Below are 18,586 nucleotides of genomic sequence, written 5' to 3' on the forward strand. Positions count from 1 at the left end.
TCTGTGCAAAAGGGAAGAAACTTTTGCACAGAGTTTTTGTTTCAGCAGCTGGCAGCTAGACCAGTTGTTTGCGAAAATGCCAGTACAGATATAAGAGGGCTGCAGCGATTTCTACAGCCGGGCAAACCAGGCCGTACATCAAGGTGTAGCCAAAGGCGCCGGCAATGAGGCCCAGGGTGGCAGCAGCTATGCCCACGAGAATATCCAGGAACCAGAAGAAGGTGGCCGTGGCAGCGCCGGCTCGGGACAGGGGAGCGCTTTGGATGGCCAGGGTCTGGAAGGAAGGACTCAGGGCGCCAAAGCCCAGGCCCTGGACCACAGCGGCTGCGTACAGAGAGCTGGGAGTGGTAATTTGGCTGAACAGCACCAGCCCCAGGATAAAGGCCGCAAAGCCCGGCAGGATCAGGTAGACGGGCCCCAGGCTGTCAAATAGCCGGCCGATTACCGGGCGGCTTACCACAATGGACAGGGCAAATACGGCGAAAAACACCCCGGTTTGGCTGTCCATGGAAAGGCTGTGCAGGTATAGGGGAATGAAGGTAAGCACGCCGCCGTAGGCAAAGTACACCAGACCGCCCAAAAGGGCTGCAGGCAGGGATTTGATTTCCAAAAGACGCTCCAGCAGGGGACCTTCCGGCAGGTCCTGGGGCGCCGTAACGCTGGGGGCCAGGGGAACCAGAAAGGCCCCCAGCAGCATGGCTGCAGCTGCCAGGCTGAGAAACAGGAACAGGACGGAAATCCCCAGCAGCTGGTAGAGCAAAAGGCCGGCCAAGGGACCCACCACCATGGCCAGGTTGGTGGTGACGGCAAAATAACCCACCCCTTCGCCCCGGCGGGAAGGGGGAATCACCAGTACCGCAATGGCAGCTGCGGTAGTAGTGGTCAGGGAAAACAGTACCCCATGGAAGGCCCGGAGCACGAAAATTTCTTCCAGCCCTGCCAAAAAGTTGAAGGCCAGCATCACCAGGTTAAACAGTACCAGGGCCAAAAGCAGCAGCTGCCGCTTGTTCTTCTTGTCGATGAGATAGCCGGCAAAGGGGCGGAACAGGCTGGTACCAATCTGAAATGAGGTCATGGCCAGGCCTGCCTGGACATCGCTGCCGCCAAATTCGGCAATAATAAACAGGGGCAGGGTGGATACCAGGATATATTGGGTGAGAAACTGAAAGAAATTGATGCCGCCCATACAAAGAAAGGGCGCGGTCCATAATTTTTCCTTAGGCAAAGAAAACGACTCCTTCCGCTCGCAGTGATACTCACCATTGTACTCTGCCAGGAAAGCCTGTCAATTGGAAATAGGAGTTTCTTGGAGTGGAAATAAAAAGGAAAAGGAAAAATGGCCCTGAAGGGGAAAAAATCCCTGAAAATTTCCGCTAAAAAGTAAAAATCCTTGTATACAGTGCCCATACGGGAAATAAAGGAAAAATAACGGGGATATACAAAAGTTTTACGGGCCGAAAAATTGTCTTTAATTGGGGAAAATAGTATAATGGGGATGAACTTATTTTTGAGAGGAGCTTTATCTTATGAAAGCACGCGAAATTGCCAATGATATATTTGAAGTAGGCGTTCGGGATTGGACCCTGAAAGATTTCCATGGGTTTGCCACCCCTCGGGGCGTCACCTACAATTCCTTCCTGCTGCTGGACGAAAAAATCTGCCTGATTGACGGGGTAAAAGCTCGTTATGCTGGAGACCAGCTGACTTATATCAGTTCCGTAGTGGAGCCTTCCAAAATTGACTACATTGTGGTCAACCACGTGGAACCGGACCATTCCGGCAGTCTGCCGGCTTTGGCCGCTGCCTGCCCCAAGGCTGTTTTCCTGTGCACGGTACAGGCTTCCAACGAACTGAAGGAACATTACGGGAATGTTTTTGACGGACGGCTGCAGGTAGTAAAAACCGGCGAAAGCCTGAGCCTGGGCAAACGCTCTCTGGTATTCCATGCCATTCCCATGCTCCACTGGCCGGATTCCATGGTGACCTACTGCCCGGAAGAACAAATCCTGTTCTCCAGTGATGCTTTTGGCCAGCACTACTGCTGCACCAAGCTGTTTGACGATGAAACGGAAGTGGCTGATATGCTGTTTGAAGCCCAGAAGTACTTCGCCAATATTCTGATGCCCTATGCCAAACTGGTACCCAACGCAGTGAAATTCGTCCGCAGCCTGCCGCTGAAGATGATCTGCTCCTGCCACGGCTGCATTTGGCGCACCAATATCGATGACATTCTGACCAAGTACGAACAATGGGGCCGGGGAGAAGCCATCAACCGGGTCCTGGTGGTATACGATACCATGTGGGGCGGCACCGAGGCCATGGCACGGGCCATGCTCCGGGGTATTGAAAAGCAGGGTATGCGGGCCAAACTGTACCGCTACGAAAGCTCCCTGAAGGCTGATGTAATCAGCGACCTGCTGACCGCCAAGGGAATCCTGATTGGTTCTCCTACCCAAAACTCCGGCATGATGCCCACCATCGGCGATTTGCTGACCTACCTGAAGGGCCTGAAGCCCTCCGGCAAGCTGGCTGCCGCTTTTGGTACCTACGGCTGGGCCGGCGGTGCAGAAAAGGATATGGAAGCCCTCATCAAGGCTTCCGGTATGGAACTGCTGCCGGGCTATAACGTAAAATGGCGGCCGCTGCCGGAAGAACTGGAAAAGGCAGAAAAATACGGCTTTGACTTTGCCGAAACCGTTAGCCAGAAATTCCAGGAAAAATAAGAAGCGGACAATTGTGATAAAATAGCTGTGGGAAAAATGGTAAGAGGTTTTGGCTTCTTACCATTTCCTGCTATATAAAACCGGAGGGTGCATGCAGGATATTATTGTTGGAAGAAACGCTGTGCGGGAAGCGCTGCACAGCAGCCGTCCCTTGAATAAATTGTGGGTCCAGACGGGCCTTCACGGGGGCAGTTTGGGAGAGCTTTTGGCCTTGGCCCAGGAACGGAAGATTCCTGTGGAAATGGTAAGCAAGGAAGTCCTGGACCATATGGCGGAAGGCCTTCGGCACCAGGGCATTGCCGCCCAGGGTGCTCCCGTAGCCTTCCAGGACCTGGATCAGGTGCTGACCAAGGTGGAGCAGCGGGGAGAAACACCCCTTTTGCTGCTTTTGGATGAACTTCAGGATCCCCAAAATGTAGGGGCCCTTATCCGGACCGCCAATGCGGCAGGAGTCCACGGGGTGCTGCTGCCCCAACGGCGCAGCTGTCCCTTAAATGCCGTGGTGGCCAAAATCTCCGCCGGGGCAGTGGAACACGTACCGGTAATCCAAATCGGCAATATTGCCCAGACCATGAAAAAGCTGAAGAAGCAAGGGTTCTGGATTGCCGGAGCGGATATGGACGGGGAAAACCTCTATTTTGACGCCAACCTGACGGGACCCATGGTCCTGGTGGTGGGGGCGGAAGGCAAGGGCCTGGGACGCCTGGTCAAGGAAAATTGTGATTTTATTGTACGGATTCCCATGCTGGGAGAAGTGTTTTCCCTGAACGCTTCTGTGGCCGGGGGAATCCTGCTGTATGATATTGTGCGGCAGCGGCTATTGGCGGCACGCTGACGGACGGGGAATTGCTTTGCAGGGGGCAAAGGAGGGGAACTGTATGACGCAGCTGGACGAAAGCAAGAAAAAGTATGAGGCGCTCAGTGATGAACAATTGATTGAGCGGATCCAGAAACAGGATGATCGTCAGGCGCAGGATTACCTGCTGGCCAAGTACAAGGAGTTTGTGAAAATGAAGGCCAGCCGGTACTTTCTCATTGGGGCTGAGAAAGAGGACATGATCCAGGAGGGGATGATTGGCCTTTTCAAAGCCATTCGGGATTACCGGCCGGACAAGAAGGCGTCTTTTAAGGTATTTGCGGAGCTATGCGTGAATCGGCAGATTATTTCGGCCATCAAGAGTGCTACCCGGCAAAAGCATAAACCTTTAAATACGTATGTATCCCTGGACAAACCTATTTTTGACGACGGCAAGGAACGGACCATCATGGATATGCTGGGGGGCAGCCATGGAATTGAGCCGGAAAACCTGCTGGTGGATCAGGAAGAGTTTGCGGATATCGAAAAGAACGTGTCGGCCATGCTGAGTTCCCTGGAGTGGCAGGTACTGTGCAAGTACCTGGAAAGCAAATCCTACCAGGATATTTCTGCTGAGCTGAAGCGGAGCACCAAATCCATTGACAATGCGCTCCAGCGGGTGAAGCGGAAACTGGAAAAATACCTGAGTTCCCGGAACCACGAGCTGGACATCCGGACCCTGAACAAGGGCCTGCTGCTGATGGCAGCCAAGGAACATTTGGCCAACCAGGAGGAGCAGGAAAACCTGGAAGATATTGACAGGATTGATACACTTTGAAGCAGAATAGACAGAAAAAAGAGAAAATCAGTTTCACTTTGCAGGAAAATATTTTTTCCTGCCGAAAGGAAACAATATCCAGAAAATCTGCTCGGACATAGGAAAGGGAGGGCATACGCATGAATCAATTAGAAGAATTTGAACAACAGATTGCCGCCGTACGGGAAAAGGAAGAAAAGGTTTTGATTGTTACCGGCAAACCCGGCAGCGGCAAAAGCAAACTGATGCGGGAAGCTGCAGAAGCCAAGGGCTGGGACTATATTGACGCTCGCCTGCTGATTACGGAAGAATTTCTGAAATTGCTGCCGGCGGAAAGAAGAAGCAAGGCCCCGGAAATGCTCAAGGACCAGCTGACTGGGCATCATGGGGACGTGATTATGCTGGACCGGGTACAGACCTTCTTTGTGCCTGTTTTCAACATCGATCCCAAGAGCGTAATTGATGAACTGGGCAAAACCTATACTCTGGTCATTGCCTGGCCGGGTTATGTGAACAATGGCCTCTTGTGCTATGACAAATTCGATGGAACGGAATCCATCCGTTTGTCCGCCGCCAACTATACCATTTGGAATGTAGGGTGATAGCATGACAGAAGGGAAAACGGTAAGGGGCACTCTGGCTGTCCTGACAGGCGGCGGGGACTGCCCGGGCCTGAATGCCGTAATCCGAGCTGTAGTGAAGACCGCTATTTTCAACGGATATCAGATCTATGGTATTGCCAACGGCTTCCATGGTCTGATCAGCAATGACATGAAGCTGATGCAGCTGTCCGATGTATCCGGCATTTTGCCCCGGGGCGGCACGGTGCTGGGCACCACCAACCGGGATAATCCGTTCCACTATGCTTCCGGCGAAGCTGCCGACGGCAGCATCATCTACAAGGATATGCGGGAAGTGGTGGTAAAGAACCTGAAGGACCACGGCATTGAATGCCTGGTGGTTATCGGCGGGGACGGCAGTCTGAAAATTGCCTACGACCTCCATCGGCTGTGCGGGGTGAACGTGGTGGGTGTACCCAAGACCATTGATAACGACCTGCCCTGTACGGAACGGACCTTTGGCTTTGATACGGCTATGTCCATGGCCACGGAAGCTTTGGACCGGCTGCACACCACGGCAGAATCCCATCACCGGGTAATGGTGCTGGAAGTTATGGGGCGCTACGCAGGGTGGATTGCCCTGCACTCGGGGATTGCCGGCGGAGCCGATGTGATTTTGATTCCAGAAATTCCTTATGATATTGAAGCTGTTATCCGGAAAATCCGGCGGCGCCAGCAAAGCGGTAAGAAATTCAGCATCATTACGGTGGCTGAAGGGGCCAAGCCCATTGGCGGCGAGCTGACGGTTGCCCGGATTGTCAAGGACAGCTTTGAACCCATCCGCCTGGGCGGCGTGGGGGAGAAACTGGCAGAGGAAATTGAAGCCAAAACCGGAATTGAATCCCGCTGCACGGTGTTGGGGTATCTCCAGCGGGGCGGTTCACCTACAGCCTACGACCGGGTGCTTTCCACCCGCTATGGAGTGGCCGCAGTGGAAGCCTGTCTGGCAGGGGAATACAATGTGATGGTAGCCCTCCAGGCCAACCAGATTGTCCGGGTACCTATAGCTCAGGCTGCTTCGGAACCCCATCGGGTTCCCGTAGATTCGGATATTATCCGGGCCGGCCGCCATATTGGCATTTCCTTTGGGGACGAACAGCCCTGAGGTACAAAAAAACAAGAGAAGACCTGTTTTCCCAAGAAAGTCCTGGAAAAAATTGTGTCTTCTCTTTTTTTTTCTGTTTCAATGACATATAATGAACAAGCTGCGGAAAGCAGGAACCATATAAAGGGAGTGAAAGTAAGTGAGTGAAAATTTAATTGCGGTCATATTGGGTATTGTGGAAGGGCTGACAGAGTTTATTCCTGTTTCTTCCACCGGCCATATGATCATTGTGGGACACCTGATCGGCTTTCAGGGGAACCTGGCCAAGATATTTGACGTGGTGATTCAACTGGGAGCGATTCTGGCCGTGCTGGTGCTCTATAAAGAACGGTTCCGCCGTTTCTTCACCAAAGAAGGCTGGCAGCTGGGAACCGGGCTGACCGGGTACCATGTGGCAGCTGGCTGCGTGCCTACTATGGCTTTCGCTCTCCTGGTCCATTCTTTCATTAAGAAATACCTGTTTTCTCCGGCTACGGTAGCCATTGGCCTGGTGCTGGGCGCCCTGCTCATGATTTACGCTGAGCACAAGATCAAGGGCCATGAACAGGAATTGGTCCAGGACGTGGACCATATCAGCCTGAAGCAGGCCCTGTACATCGGCTTTTTCCAATTTCTGTCGCTGTGGCCGGGCTTTTCCCGGAGCGGCTCTACTATGGGCGGTGCCCTGCTGGTAGGGGTAAACAGGAAGGCCGGCGCGGATTTCACCTTCATCATGGCGCTGCCCATTATGGTAGCGGCCTGCCTATTCGAGCTGCTGAAGAATCTGTCCGGGCTGAGCCTGGGGGATTTGCAGGTCCTGGCCATTGGTTTTGTGGTGGCTTTTATTGTAGGCTATCTGTCCATTGTGTGGTTTATGAAATTTCTTCAGCGTTCCACATTGACAGCCTTCGGAATTTATCGTATTATATTGGCTGCGGTCACTGTCGCATACTTCTATTTCTAAGCTTGTGAAAAAACATTTCACTTTTTTTGAAAAAAGTGTTGACAAAATCCGCTGTGTTCTGTATAATTCATTTTGTTACGAACGCAAAGGCTGGCATAGCTCAAATGGTAGAGCAACTGACTTGTAATCAGTAGGTTGAGGGTTCAATTCCTTTTGCCAGCTCCACTAACTTCGTAACAGACAAATGTGGAGAGATTCCCGAGTGGTTAAAGGGAGCAGACTGTAAATCTGCCGCCTCTGGCTTCGAAGGTTCGAATCCTTCTCTCTCCACCAAATCGCGGGGTGGAGCAGTTGGTAGCTCGTCGGGCTCATAACCCGAAGGTCGTTGGTTCAAGTCCAGCCCCCGCAACCACATGCTGATGTAGCTCAGATGGCAGAGCGTATCCTTGGTAAGGATAAGGTCACCAGTTCGACTCTGGTCATCAGCTCCAATTATGGCGGCGTAGCTCAGTTGGCTAGAGCAGTCGGTTCATACCCGGCCTGTCCGCGGTTCAAATCCGTGCGCCGCTACCATTTTGTTCACTAAGCCCCGTAACAGGGGCTATTTTAAAATCACAAAAAAGTTGAGAAAGCGTTGGGAGGTATTCTAATGGCTAAAGAAAAATTCAACAGAACCAAACCCCATGTCAACATTGGTACCATTGGTCACGTTGACCATGGCAAGACTACGTTGACTGCGGCTATCACCAAGGTTTTGGCTGAACGTGGCGGCGCCCAATTCATGGACTACAACATGATCGATAAGGCTCCGGAAGAAAGAGAACGTGGTATTACCATTAATACCGCCCACGTTGAATACGAAACCGAAAAAAGACACTATGCACACGTTGACTGCCCGGGGCATGCTGACTATGTAAAGAACATGATCACTGGTGCTGCTCAGATGGACGGCGCAATTCTGGTTGTATCCGCTGCTGATGGTCCTATGCCTCAGACTCGTGAACACATCCTGCTTGCCCGCCAGGTTGGCGTTCCTGCTATCGTTGTGTTCCTGAACAAATCCGACCAAGTTGACGATCCTGAACTGATCGAACTGGTTGAAATGGAAGTTCGCGAACTGCTGAGCCAATACGGCTATCCTGGAGATGAAGTGCCCATCGTTGTTGGTTCCGCACTGAAAGCTCTGGAAGGCGACAAAGAACAAGAAGCAAACATCATGAAATTGATGGATGCTGTTGACGAATACATTCCGACTCCTGTCCATGACCTGGCTAAACCGTTCCTGATGCCCGTTGAAGACGTATTCACCATCACCGGCCGCGGCACCGTAGCTACTGGCCGTGTAGAACGTGGCGTAATCAAAGTTGGCGACACGGTTGAAATCGTTGGTCTGAGCGAAGAAAAGAAACAATCCGTTGCTACTGGTCTGGAAATGTTCCGTAAGACCATGGATCAGGCTGAAGCCGGCGACAACATCGGCTGCCTGCTGCGCGGTATTGACAGAAGCGAAATCGAAAGAGGTCAGGTTCTGGCTAAACCCGGTTCCATTCATCCTCATACCAAATTCAAAGGCCAAGTATACGTACTGACCAAAGAAGAAGGCGGCCGTCATACTCCGTTCTTCAACGGCTATCGTCCTCAGTTCTACTTCAGAACTACCGACGTTACTGGTGTGGCTCACCTGCCTGAAGGTACCGAAATGGTTATGCCTGGCGACAACGTTGTAATGGACGTTGAACTGATCACCCCGATCGCTATCGAACAAGGTCTGCGTTTCGCTATCCGCGAAGGCGGCCATACGGTAGGCGCTGGCGTTGTTACCGAAATCGAAGGTTAAGNGGTTATGCCTGGCGACAACGTTGTAATGGACGTTGAACTGATCACCCCGATCGCTATCGAACAAGGTCTGCGTTTCGCTATCCGCGAAGGCGGCCATACGGTAGGCGCTGGCGTTGTTACCGAAATCGAAGGTTAAGAAATATTTGCCAGAATGGCATCAAAATTGAGGCCGGTCCCTTATCGGCCTCAATTTTTTGTTGACATTCGGCCTTTTGTATGATAGTCTTTATAAGCGGCTTTTAGGATTTTTTTGACTTGAGTCTAGTGTAAAGTAAGCGAGGTGTTAAGGAATGGCAGCTGGAAACCGTGTAGGTATTACCCTGGCTTGCACTGAGTGCAAACAGCGTAACTATCAAACTACGAAGAATAAGAAAAACGATACTGAACGGATCGAAATCAACAAGTATTGCAAATTCTGCAAGAAGCATACGTTGCATAAAGAAACGAAATAAGGTGGAGAGATAATATGGCAGCATCTCAATTCACCCCGGATATCAAAAGCTCGTCAGGAGTGACGGGATTCCTCCGGGAAGTGAAGGTCGAAATGAAAAAAGTAGCCTGGCCGAACAAGCGGGAACTCATGGGCTATACCGTAACGGTAATCATGTCCAGCCTGTTTTCTGCATTGCTGATCTGGGCGATCGATGCTATTTTATCCGTACTGTTTCGTTTAGTGATGGGAGTGCAGTAAGCATGGAAGGTCAAAAGCACTGGTATGTCATTCATACTTATTCCGGTTACGAGAATAAGGTAAAGATGAATTTGGAAAGCAAAATCCATTCTTTGGGCATGGAGGAGCAGATCTTTCAGGTGCTGGTTCCTATGCAGAATGAAGTGGATGCTAAGGATGACAAGCAGAAGATCATGGCCCGCAAGGTATTTCCCGGCTATGTGCTGATTGAAATGATTGTGGACGATCGGACTTGGTATGCTGTGCGCAACACCCCTGGTGTAACTGGCTTCGTTGGCACCGGCACGAAACCCATTCCCTTATCCGACCGCGAAGTAGAACGCATCCTCGGAGCTCAACCCAAAGAGGAAGGCGGCAAGGCTGAAGAAGCTCCCGTCATCCGTATGGAGTGCCCTGTAGGTTTGAATGATACCGTCCGCATTAAGGCCCCTGGCTTTACCGATATGGTAGGGACGGTAGCGGAGATCAACGACGAACAGCAGAAGGTCAAAGTCATGATTGAAATGTTTGGTCGGGAAACTCCGATTGAAGTTAAATTCACCCAAGTGGAAGCTATTGATTAAGTAAGGAGGTGTGACATATGCCAAAGAAAGTTATTAAAATGGTTAAATTGCAGGTTCCTGCTGGTAAGGCAACTCCGGCACCTCCCGTAGGCCCGGCCCTCGGCCAAGCTGGTATCAACATTATGGCCTTCGTTAAAGACTTTAACGAACGTACTGCAAAACAAGCTGGTCTGATCATTCCTGTTGAGATCACTGTTTTTGAAGACCGTTCCTTTACTTTCATTACGAAGACCCCTCCCGCTGCAGTTCTGCTGAAAAAGGCCGCTGGTATTGAAAAAGCATCCGGCGAACCCAACAAGAACAAAGTAGCCGTTGTAAAACGGGACAAAATCCGGGAAATCGCAGAAACCAAAATGAAAGACCTAAACGCTGGCTCTGTTGAAGCTGCTATGCGCATGGTTGAAGGTACTGCCCGCAGCATGGGTATTACTGTAGAAGACTAAGCTCTTCAATTTACGTGGGAGGCAAAAGCCGTTTGACCACCAGGAGGAAAGTACATGAAAAAGTTTGGCAAGAAATATTCTGATGCCGCAAAGCTCATCGAAGCTGGCAAAGCATATTCCCCCAAGGAAGCAGTTGATCTGGTTAAACAGACTTCTGTAACCAAATTCGACAGCACCGTTGAGGTTTCCGTCCGTCTGGGCGTAGATCCCAAGTATGCTGACCAACAAGTGCGCGGCGCTCTGGTTCTGCCCCATGGTACTGGTAAATCCAAGACCGTGCTGGTATTCGCTAGAGGTGCTAAAGCACAAGAAGCTGAAGCTGCTGGCGCTGATTTCGTCGGTTCTGATGAACTGGTAGAAAAAATCAAAGGCGGCTGGACTGATTTCGACGTCTGCGTTGCTACCCCTGATATGATGGGTACCGTAGGCCGTTTGGGTAAGATTTTGGGCCCCAAGGGCTTGATGCCTAACCCGAAAGTCGGCACTGTTACCATGGATGTAACCCGTGCTGTCAACGAAATCAAAGCTGGTAAAATTGAGTACCGTACCGACAAAGCCGGTAACGTACAAGCTGCTATCGGTAAGGCTTCCTTCGATGCTGAAAAGCTGTTGGAAAACTACCTGACCTTAGTAACCACCCTGATCCGGGTAAAACCCTCCGGTGCCAAAGGACAATACATTAAGAGTGTAACCCTGTCCACCACCATGGGCCCTGGCGTACACGTGGATGTACTGAAGGCTGACAGCAACAAATAATCACATAGAAAATGACCATCGGACCAGAGACAGCAGGTGCTAACGCATAACGATCCTTATCCCCTGCCTAGGTCGGAGTGTTGATAAACATGACCTCCGGCTGACCCGCCGAGAGGTCTTTTCATTGATTATAACTTTTTACGCAAGGAGGTGTATATTGATGCATGATATTAGACCTGAGAAAGCTAGTAAAGTTGCAGAACTGAAAGAATTACTGGCTGGTTCTAAAGGTGTGGTTCTGGTTGACTACTGCGGCCTGTCCGTAGCTGAAGATACCGAACTGAGAAGCAAAATGCGTGAAGCCGGTATTAAATACATGGTTGCCAAGAATACGTTTGTACGTATTGCTGCGCAGGAAGCTGGTATTGAAGGCCTGGATGCTTATCTGGAACACAATACCGCTCTGGCCTTCGCCCCTGAAGACCCTGTTGCTCCTGCTAAAATCCTCAACGATTTCAGCAAGGATCATAAAGCTCTGGAACTGAAAGCCGGCATTTTGGACGGCGCCGTAATCGGCGTTGACGAAGTAAAGGCTCTGGCAGAACTGCCGTCCAGAGAAGAACTGCTGGCCAAACTGGTTGGCAGCATGCAGGCCCCTCTGTCCGGCCTGGTCAACGTTCTCCAAGGCACGATCCGCAATGCCGTATATGTCCTGGAGGCCGTACGTCAAAAGAAAGAGCAGGAAACTGCTTAATTCACTTGCAGGCTGAATCCGCAGCCTGACAACCATTTCATTTAAAAATTTTGGAGGTATTTACAATGGATAAAGATCAAATTCTGCAAGCCATCGAAAGCATGACTGTTCTGGAACTGGCTGACCTGGTAAAAGCTATGGAAGAAAAATTCGGCGTGAGCGCTGCTGCTCCCGTTGCTGTTGCTGCTGCTCCTGCTGCTGGCGCTGCTGCTGCTGAAAAGACCGAATTCAACGTTGTACTGACCGATGTTGGTGCTAGCAAGATCAACGTTATCAAAGTTGTTCGCGAACTGACCGGCCTGGGCCTGAAGGAAGCTAAAGCTGCTGTTGATGCTGCTCCTAACACCCTGAAAGAAAACGTTTCCAAAGCTGATGCTGAAGCCATGAAAGCTAAACTGGAAGAAGCTGGCGCTAAAGTAGAACTGAAATAATTTCTGCTCTTTGAAGAAGGATTGTCACCTCGGTGATGGTCCTTCTTTTTTTGTTTGGTTTGAGGGCAACATGTATAACTAAAAAGAATAGCAATTCCACAAATAAATGTGTATTTTTCCTTTACAGTACCTTGACAAAATCCCCCTTGCATAGTAGGATATATGCATACGCGAAAAGCAATGACCGGAATAAGTAAGTTTGGGCTAGCCCCACAGAGAGTCCTGCAAGGGTGAGAGCAGGGCGGTGCAAAACCAGGCCGAATGCCTCCGGGAGCTGAAAGGCCGAAAGTTCCAGTAGGCCTTTACGGGGTGGCAGCCGTTATACTGCGCTTGAGGCTGACCTTTGGGCCGGCAAAACAGAGTGGAACCACGGACCACCGTCTCTGCAGACGGGGGTTCTTTTTTTATACCCTGACGGGTTTGGTTCCTTCTGAATTTATCTTTTCAGGAGGTGCAGGAATTGAAAAAATGGCATTTGCTTCCCTGCTGCGGGGGAACCCGCTGCTGTAGACAGCAGGACATGCGGTCCTGCCTCCAGAAACTATTTGCTGCTGCAGAGGTGTCGGTACAATGATTGAATTCCAAGATGTCAGTAAGACATTCCACTTAAAAAATGTTGAAGTACAGGCTCTTTCCCATGTGAACCTTACGGTAGAGAAGGGGGATATTTTTGGCGTCATCGGTTTCAGCGGCGCTGGAAAATCTACTTTGCTCCGGATGGTCAACGCTTTGGAAACTCCCACGGAGGGTCATGTGGTGATCAACGGGCAGACCATTGATACCCTGAACCACCAGGACCTGCGTCTGGTGCGGAAGAATGTAGGGATGATTTTCCAGCAGTTCAACCTGCTGGGTTCCAAAACGGTGTACGAGAATGTGGCCATTCCCCTGCGGCTCAATAAGATTGAGAATGCTGCGGTGGACCAAATCGTCAAAACCCTGCTGAAATTTGTCAGCCTGGACGACAAGGCTCATGCTTATCCCGGGCAGCTGTCAGGCGGTCAGAAACAGCGGGTGGGCATTGCCCGGGCTCTGGCTACCAATCCGTCCATTCTGTTGTGCGATGAGGCCACCAGTGCCTTGGACCCGGAAACCACGGACCAGATTTTGGACCTGCTGCGAAAAATCAATAAGGAGCTGAAAATCACCATCTTGTTTGTGACCCACCAGATTCAGGTGATTCAGCAGCTGTGCAACAAGGTGGCGGTTATGGAACTGGGCAAGGTGGTGGAAAGCGGTTCCGTCCTGGACGTATTCAGCGATCCCCAGCAGCCCATGACCAAGAAGTTCGTTCGGACGGTTATTCCGGATACCATTCCCAAGAGCATTCAGGAAAAATTAAAGAAGGAAACCCGGCCCTACAAGCTGCTGAAACTGCGGTTTTTGGGAGACCAGGCTTCGGAAGGCACCATTTGGGAACTGAACCAGAAGTTCGGCTTGCAGACGGATATCGTGTTTGCCAATGTTTGTGAATTGCAGCAGACAGCCCTGGGACTATTTACCCTACAGGTGATTGATGAAGGGGATAAGCTCCAGAAGGCGGAAGCATATCTGACCCAGCAGGGGATTTTGTGGAAGGAGGTGTCCCTGTCATGATTGAACAATTGGGCGTACCGGCTTCCCGCTTGATCCTGGCGGCGGAGCAGACCTTGTACATGGTGTTTATTTCCCTGTTTATCGGCACCGTGATAGCCATGATTTTGGCAGTGACACTGGTGCTTACCAATCCCAACGGGATTCTCCATAACCGGGTGATTTCCGGGGTTTTGAATACCATTATCAATGTGATTCGGAGTATTCCTTTCATCATCCTGATGGTGTTCATTATGCCCCTTACCAAAGCCCTTATAGGGACCCGGATTGGGACCACGGCGGCCCTGGTGCCCCTGGTGATTTTCATCGCCCCCTATCTTACCCGGCTGTTTGAAAACTCCATTTTGGAGGTGGACCGGGGGATTGTGGAAGCAGCCCAGGCCATGGGAGCCAGCTATTTTGAGATTGTCTGGTACTTCCTATTGCCGGAAGCCAAGGGATCCCTGATCTTGTCGGTGACCACCGGCACCATCGGACTTATTGGTGCCACGGCCATGGCCGGTGCCATTGGGGCTGGCGGCGTAGGCGACCTGGCCTTGACCTACGGCTACGAAAGAATGAATACCCCGCTGATGCTGTTTACAGTGGTGGTCCTGATTATTTTTGTGCAGATTATCCAAACCATCGGCAATCATTTTGCCTATAAAACAAGAAATCATTAAAAGGGAATATGGAGGCGTTATCATGAAAAACTGGAAAAAGTGGCTGGTTGTGGCCTTGGCGGCAATTATGAGCACGGCGGTGCTGGCAGGCTGCGGAGACAGCAGCAAAGATACGGGCAGCAAGAAGGAACTCACCTACAGCAAATCCCAGGGACCCTATTCTGACCTGTTCGAAAAGGGCGTAAAACCCATTTTGGAAAAGAAGGGGTATAAGATTACCGGTAAGGATATGTCCGACCTGCTCCAGGCCGATATTGCCCTGAATGAAGGGGAAGTGGACTTTAACGTAGAGCAGCATATAGCCTATATGGATAACTTCAATAAGAAGCAGGGCGGCCATTTGGCAGCCATCACTCCTATTCCCACTGTTCCGGCTGGCATCTACGCCGGTTCTAAGACCAAGCTGGACCAAGTAGCCGACGGGGATACCATTGCGGTTCCCAACGATGCTTCCAATACGGCAAGAGCCTATGCGCTGCTGCAAAAAGCTGGGTGGATTAAACTGGATCCCAAAAAGGACCTGTCCACGGTAACCATGCAGGATATTGTGGAGAATCCCCACAATCTGAAATTCGTGGAAATGAAGTCCCTGAATATCCCGGCTGTACGGGGTGATTTCGACTACATCGTCATTACCGGTTCCATTGTGTACAACGCCAAGATTGACCCCTCCACGGCGCTTATGAAGGAAGATATCCTGCCCCATCTGCTACTGCAGCTGGTGGTAGCCGACAAGAACAAGAATGCCCAATGGGTAAAGGACATTGCGGATGCCTACCATTCCGAAGCCTTCAAGGAATACCTGAAGAAGAACAACAACGGCCTGTGGTATGATCCCGATACGAAAAAATAACCCATATGGAAAGACCCTGACGCTGCGGCTGCAGGGTCTTCTTTCTGAAAAGGAGTAAGCTATGAACGTAGAAGAACAAGTACAGCAGCTTCAGCAGGAACTGGTTACCCTGCGCCGGGATTTTCATACCCATCCGGAACAGTCCTGGCAGGAATTTGGCACCCAGGAAAAAATCCTGAACTACTTGGAAAAGCTGGGCATTCCTGCAGTAAAGGCGGCCAAAACCGGCGTTATTGGCACCATCAAAGGGAAAAAAGCTTCGGACAAGATTCTGGGCATCCGGGCAGATATTGATGCCCTGCCCATTACAGAACTGAACGAAACGTCCTACAAATCCCAAAACCCCGGCACCATGCACGCCTGCGGCCATGATACCCACATTACCATTCTTTTGGGTACGGCCAAAATTTTGGCCGGTCTGAAGGATGAATTGCCGGTTACCGTCCGGCTGATTTTCCAGCCGGCAGAAGAATACATTGCGGACAGCGGGGCGGCCCATATGAAAAATGAACCATTGGTCAAGGAATGTGACCGGATTATCGCCCTGCATATCTGGGGACTGATTCCTGTAGGGTATGCCTCCCTGCGGGTGGGACCGGTGATGAGTGCAGCGGATACCTTTGACATTTACGTAGAAGGGAAGGGGGGCCATGGGGCCCAGCCCCACCAGGCCATCGATCCCATTGTGGCGGCCTCGGAATTTGTGACCACCCTGCAAACCGTGGTCAGCCGGGAAATCAGTGCCTTAGAGCCGGCTGTACTCAGTGTTACTTCCTTTCAGGCGGGGACCACTTCCAATGTGATTCCGGCGGAGGCTCATCTACAGGGGACTGCCAGGACCTTTAATCCCCAGCTGCGGCAGGAATACCCGGGAATCCTGGAGCGGGTGGCCAGAGGCGTAGGCGAAGCCTCCCGGACCCAAATCCGGGTGGACTACCACTTTGGCACGCCGCCCATGATCAACGACAAGGCCTGTGTGGAAACGGGGCTGAAGGCCTGCCAAAAGGTTTTTGATCCGGCAAAGATTGTAGAATGGGACCTGCAAATGGGGGGCGAAGATTTCGCCAAGTATGAGGCACCCAAGTGCATCTTGCTGCTGGGGGGCGGCGTGCCCGACGAGAAGGAACGTCATGCCCAGCACAATCCCTACTTTGATGTAGATGAACGGGCTTTGGGCCTGGGGGTTCAGTACTTTGTGCAATATGTGCTGTGTTATGGCGCAGAAACCCAAAACAGTAAATAGAATCCCTTTTGTTTACAATTGTAGTAAAATCACGTAAAATATGAGTCAGAGCATCGGGCTCTGACTCATATTGTTTTTAGAAAGGATTACTCCATGCAGGCATATTTGGTTTTACTGGGTGTCCTGCTGCTGGGCTATTTTTCCCATAACAGCACGGTCACGTATTCTTCGGCTTTTCTTTTGGTGCTGAAACTGGTGCTGCCCCACGACAAACTGCTGTATTTCGGGGCGCATGGACTGAATTGGGGGGTTATCCTCCTGACGGCTGCCATGCTGGTGCCTCTGGCTACCGGTGCCATCGGCTACCACGAAATTGTGGACGTGGTTCGCTCCCCGGAAGGTATCGCTGCCATTGTTACCGGGATTATCGTAGCCCTTTTGGGCAAATGGGGTGTTGAAGTTATGACCCGGGATCCCCAGATGGTGGTTTCCATTCTGGTGGGGACCATTTTGGGGGTGATTTTCCTGAAGGGGGTACCTGTGGGCCCCATGATTGCCAGCGGGATTCTCTATGTATTTATGAAAGGGTTCCACGCCCTGTTCCATTAAGAAAGCAAAAAAGGATGTGCCGGGGCATATCCTTTTTTGCTTTCTTAATGGGGGATTTTATACCAGGGCAGCGCCTAGGGTTTTGCATTCACCAAGACCGGCATCATCGGGGGCCCCGTTGATGATCAGGGGGTCAGCCGCCAGCACGGCACCGGCCTTTACGCAGTCTTCCTTCCAGTAGTCCATCCACTCACCCGTGCCCCAGCCGTAGGAGCCGAACAGCACCAGTTTCTTGCCGGACAGGGCCGGTTTTACGTCGTCAAACATGGGCTGGAATTCGGATTCTTCCAGAACTTCTGCCCCCATGGCCGGACAGCCAAAGGCAATGGCATCAAAACCAGGAACCTGGGCAGCAGAGAATTCCGCAGCCGTAAAGACGGTTACTTCTGCGCCTTTTTCTTTGGCGCCCTCTGCTACAGCTTGGGCCATAGCTTCCGTATTGCCGGTTCCACTCCAAAATACAACAGCGATTTTACTCATAGGGTACATCCTTTCTGCCGGCGGTTCTGCCGGCTGTGGCGATAGTAGAAAAACGGCGGTGCCGTTTTTGACAGAAATCAGGCAACGGCCAGGCGGCTGAGAGGCGTTCCTGCACAGTAGCAGCGCCAATAGACCTGGGTGCATTTTCGGCATTTGGCAAAGTAGCAGGCAGCCTGCTCCCTATTGCCGTAGGCTTTCCAGCAGCCGGAACAAACGCCTTTCTCCCGGGGAGCGGCCATATACGCCTTCACGTCTTCTAAAGGATAGCCAAGCAGCAGGCCAATTTCATGGGGGAAGGAGCCCTTTCTGGACAGGCGCAGGGCCATGGCGTCCAGAATCTCCTCGCAAGAACCCGTATAGCCCTGGCGTTTTAGGAAGGAGCTGTTGGCCGGTTCCTTTAGAATCTGGTGAAGTTCCCACGGACGGAAGCCATAAAAGAGGGCTCCCCGGCTGGCAAGGTGATAGGACAGGATTTGGACCCGGATGCCTTTGGGCTCCAGGGCCTGGGTCACTGCAAATAGTGCGCGGGCAGGGTCTTGGCCGGGGGCAAAGACGTAGCGGAACAGGCTGGCGGGTTTTAGGCCAGCCAAAGTTGGGGCGCATTGCCGTACCAATTCTGTCTCTAAGGAAATTGTCATGGGAAGCCCTCCTTTAGTTAGTATTAACTAATTAAAACAGAAAATAAAAAAGTGAATTCCTGGATAAATTCACTCTAACAGTTAGTTAAAACTAACCAAATGCAGTATAGCAAAAAAATAAATTCCGTGCAAGCTTTTTTTTCAAAAATGGGGGAAAGGGGTTTCGGTTGTAAGAACAGGGGGTTTGTATTATAATTAGTTTATAAT

21 protein-coding genes, 5 tRNA genes, 1 pseudogene and 2 other annotated features are annotated in these 18,586 nt (G+C 51.2%); of the genes and pseudogenes, 24 read left to right on the plus strand and 3 right to left on the minus strand.

Annotation, left to right across the window (positions count from 1 at the left end):
• Positions 1–55: 55 nt before the first annotated feature.
• Positions 56–1,225 (minus strand): MFS transporter, encoded by a 1,170-nt coding sequence (locus tag C7E10_RS08045; RefSeq protein WP_199614411.1) that lies wholly within the window; start codon positions 1,223–1,225, stop codon positions 56–58.
• A gap of 301 nt (positions 1,226–1,526) precedes the next feature.
• Here C7E10_RS08045 and C7E10_RS08050 point away from each other — a divergent pair, with 301 nt between their 5' ends.
• The 24 genes and pseudogenes from C7E10_RS08050 (at position 1,527) to C7E10_RS08175 (ending at position 17,261) form a co-directional block, all read left to right on the plus strand.
• On the plus strand, positions 1,527–2,723 hold the full coding sequence (locus tag C7E10_RS08050; protein ID WP_105326809.1) for an FprA family A-type flavoprotein: 1,197 nt from the start codon (positions 1,527–1,529) through the stop codon (positions 2,721–2,723).
• Between the two features lie 91 nt (positions 2,724–2,814).
• Positions 2,815–3,558, plus strand: a complete 744-nt coding sequence (gene rlmB / locus C7E10_RS08055; protein WP_105326810.1) for a 23S rRNA (guanosine(2251)-2'-O)-methyltransferase RlmB — start codon at positions 2,815–2,817, stop codon at positions 3,556–3,558.
• 43 nt (positions 3,559–3,601) lie between these two features.
• The gene (sigH, locus tag C7E10_RS08060; protein WP_105326811.1) at positions 3,602–4,357 is read left to right on the plus strand and encodes an RNA polymerase sporulation sigma factor SigH; all 756 of its coding nucleotides are present in this window, start codon (positions 3,602–3,604) and stop codon (positions 4,355–4,357) included.
• 119 nt (positions 4,358–4,476) lie between these two features.
• Entirely contained in the window at positions 4,477–4,938 is a 462-nt protein-coding gene (gene brxF, locus C7E10_RS08065; protein WP_105326812.1) for a BREX-3 system P-loop-containing protein BrxF, read from the plus strand.
• Positions 4,939–4,942: 4 nt separating this feature from the next.
• The gene (locus tag C7E10_RS08070) at positions 4,943–6,061 is read left to right on the plus strand and encodes a 6-phosphofructokinase (RefSeq protein WP_105326813.1); all 1,119 of its coding nucleotides are present in this window, start codon (positions 4,943–4,945) and stop codon (positions 6,059–6,061) included.
• A gap of 139 nt (positions 6,062–6,200) precedes the next feature.
• Positions 6,201–7,004, plus strand: a complete 804-nt coding sequence (locus C7E10_RS08075; protein ID WP_105326814.1) for an undecaprenyl-diphosphate phosphatase — start codon at positions 6,201–6,203, stop codon at positions 7,002–7,004.
• A gap of 89 nt (positions 7,005–7,093) precedes the next feature.
• Positions 7,094–7,169, plus strand: a tRNA-Thr gene (locus tag C7E10_RS08080).
• Positions 7,170–7,192: 23 nt separating this feature from the next.
• A tRNA-Tyr gene (locus tag C7E10_RS08085) sits at positions 7,193–7,277 on the plus strand.
• A 3-nt stretch (positions 7,278–7,280) separates the two neighbouring features.
• Positions 7,281–7,356: transfer RNA gene (locus tag C7E10_RS08090), tRNA-Met, on the plus strand.
• A gap of 3 nt (positions 7,357–7,359) precedes the next feature.
• Positions 7,360–7,435, plus strand: a tRNA-Thr gene (locus C7E10_RS08095).
• Positions 7,436–7,440: 5 nt separating this feature from the next.
• Positions 7,441–7,517 (plus strand) — tRNA-Met (locus tag C7E10_RS08100).
• A gap of 76 nt (positions 7,518–7,593) precedes the next feature.
• Positions 7,594–8,919, plus strand: a pseudogene (gene tuf, locus C7E10_RS08105) (elongation factor Tu).
• A 154-nt stretch (positions 8,920–9,073) separates the two neighbouring features.
• Complete coding sequence (gene rpmG / locus C7E10_RS08115; protein WP_105326816.1) at positions 9,074–9,235, plus strand: 50S ribosomal protein L33; 162 nt, start codon at positions 9,074–9,076, stop codon at positions 9,233–9,235.
• 14 nt (positions 9,236–9,249) lie between these two features.
• Positions 9,250–9,474: a preprotein translocase subunit SecE gene (gene secE, locus C7E10_RS08120; protein ID WP_105326817.1), complete on the plus strand. Its 225-nt coding sequence runs from the start codon at positions 9,250–9,252 to the stop codon at positions 9,472–9,474.
• 2 nt (positions 9,475–9,476) lie between these two features.
• The gene (nusG, locus tag C7E10_RS08125; protein ID WP_105326818.1) at positions 9,477–10,037 is read left to right on the plus strand and encodes a transcription termination/antitermination protein NusG; all 561 of its coding nucleotides are present in this window, start codon (positions 9,477–9,479) and stop codon (positions 10,035–10,037) included.
• Between the two features lie 17 nt (positions 10,038–10,054).
• Positions 10,055–10,480: a 50S ribosomal protein L11 gene (gene rplK / locus C7E10_RS08130; protein WP_105326819.1), complete on the plus strand. Its 426-nt coding sequence runs from the start codon at positions 10,055–10,057 to the stop codon at positions 10,478–10,480.
• 54 nt (positions 10,481–10,534) lie between these two features.
• Entirely contained in the window at positions 10,535–11,236 is a 702-nt protein-coding gene (gene rplA, locus C7E10_RS08135; protein ID WP_105326820.1) for a 50S ribosomal protein L1, read from the plus strand.
• Positions 11,237–11,241: 5 nt separating this feature from the next.
• Positions 11,242–11,368 (plus strand) — a sequence feature (ribosomal protein L10 leader region).
• 28 nt (positions 11,369–11,396) lie between these two features.
• Positions 11,397–11,930, plus strand: a complete 534-nt coding sequence (gene rplJ / locus C7E10_RS08140; RefSeq protein WP_105326821.1) for a 50S ribosomal protein L10 — start codon at positions 11,397–11,399, stop codon at positions 11,928–11,930.
• A 65-nt stretch (positions 11,931–11,995) separates the two neighbouring features.
• Entirely contained in the window at positions 11,996–12,361 is a 366-nt protein-coding gene (gene rplL, locus C7E10_RS08145) for a 50S ribosomal protein L7/L12 (protein ID WP_105326822.1), read from the plus strand.
• Between the two features lie 171 nt (positions 12,362–12,532).
• Positions 12,533–12,749: a binding site (T-box leader), on the plus strand.
• 182 nt (positions 12,750–12,931) lie between these two features.
• Complete coding sequence (locus C7E10_RS08155; protein ID WP_105326824.1) at positions 12,932–13,957, plus strand: methionine ABC transporter ATP-binding protein; 1,026 nt, start codon at positions 12,932–12,934, stop codon at positions 13,955–13,957.
• Positions 13,954–14,616 carry a methionine ABC transporter permease gene (locus tag C7E10_RS08160; RefSeq protein ID WP_105326825.1) on the plus strand — a complete coding sequence of 221 codons (663 nt, stop codon included), beginning with the start codon at positions 13,954–13,956 and terminating at the stop codon, positions 14,614–14,616. The genes C7E10_RS08155 and C7E10_RS08160 overlap by 4 nt, the downstream gene beginning before the upstream one ends.
• A gap of 22 nt (positions 14,617–14,638) precedes the next feature.
• A complete protein-coding gene (locus tag C7E10_RS08165; protein ID WP_105326826.1) occupies positions 14,639–15,469 on the plus strand; it encodes a MetQ/NlpA family ABC transporter substrate-binding protein in 831 nt (276 codons plus the stop codon).
• 61 nt (positions 15,470–15,530) lie between these two features.
• Positions 15,531–16,712, plus strand: a complete 1,182-nt coding sequence (locus tag C7E10_RS08170) for a M20 metallopeptidase family protein (RefSeq protein WP_105326827.1) — start codon at positions 15,531–15,533, stop codon at positions 16,710–16,712.
• Between the two features lie 93 nt (positions 16,713–16,805).
• On the plus strand, positions 16,806–17,261 hold the full coding sequence (locus tag C7E10_RS08175; RefSeq protein WP_105326828.1) for a DUF441 domain-containing protein: 456 nt from the start codon (positions 16,806–16,808) through the stop codon (positions 17,259–17,261).
• Between the two features lie 57 nt (positions 17,262–17,318).
• Here the strand turns inward: C7E10_RS08175 and C7E10_RS08180 are convergent, their stop codons facing one another.
• Entirely contained in the window at positions 17,319–17,741 is a 423-nt protein-coding gene (locus C7E10_RS08180; protein ID WP_105326829.1) for a flavodoxin, read from the minus strand.
• Between the two features lie 77 nt (positions 17,742–17,818).
• On the minus strand, positions 17,819–18,379 hold the full coding sequence (locus C7E10_RS08185; protein WP_105326830.1) for a DUF3793 family protein: 561 nt from the start codon (positions 18,377–18,379) through the stop codon (positions 17,819–17,821).
• Between the last annotated feature and the right edge of the window lie 207 nt (positions 18,380–18,586).

This window comes from Acidaminococcus hominis (genome assembly GCF_900291475.1).
Lineage (GTDB): Bacteria > Bacillota > Negativicutes > Acidaminococcales > Acidaminococcaceae > Acidaminococcus > Acidaminococcus hominis.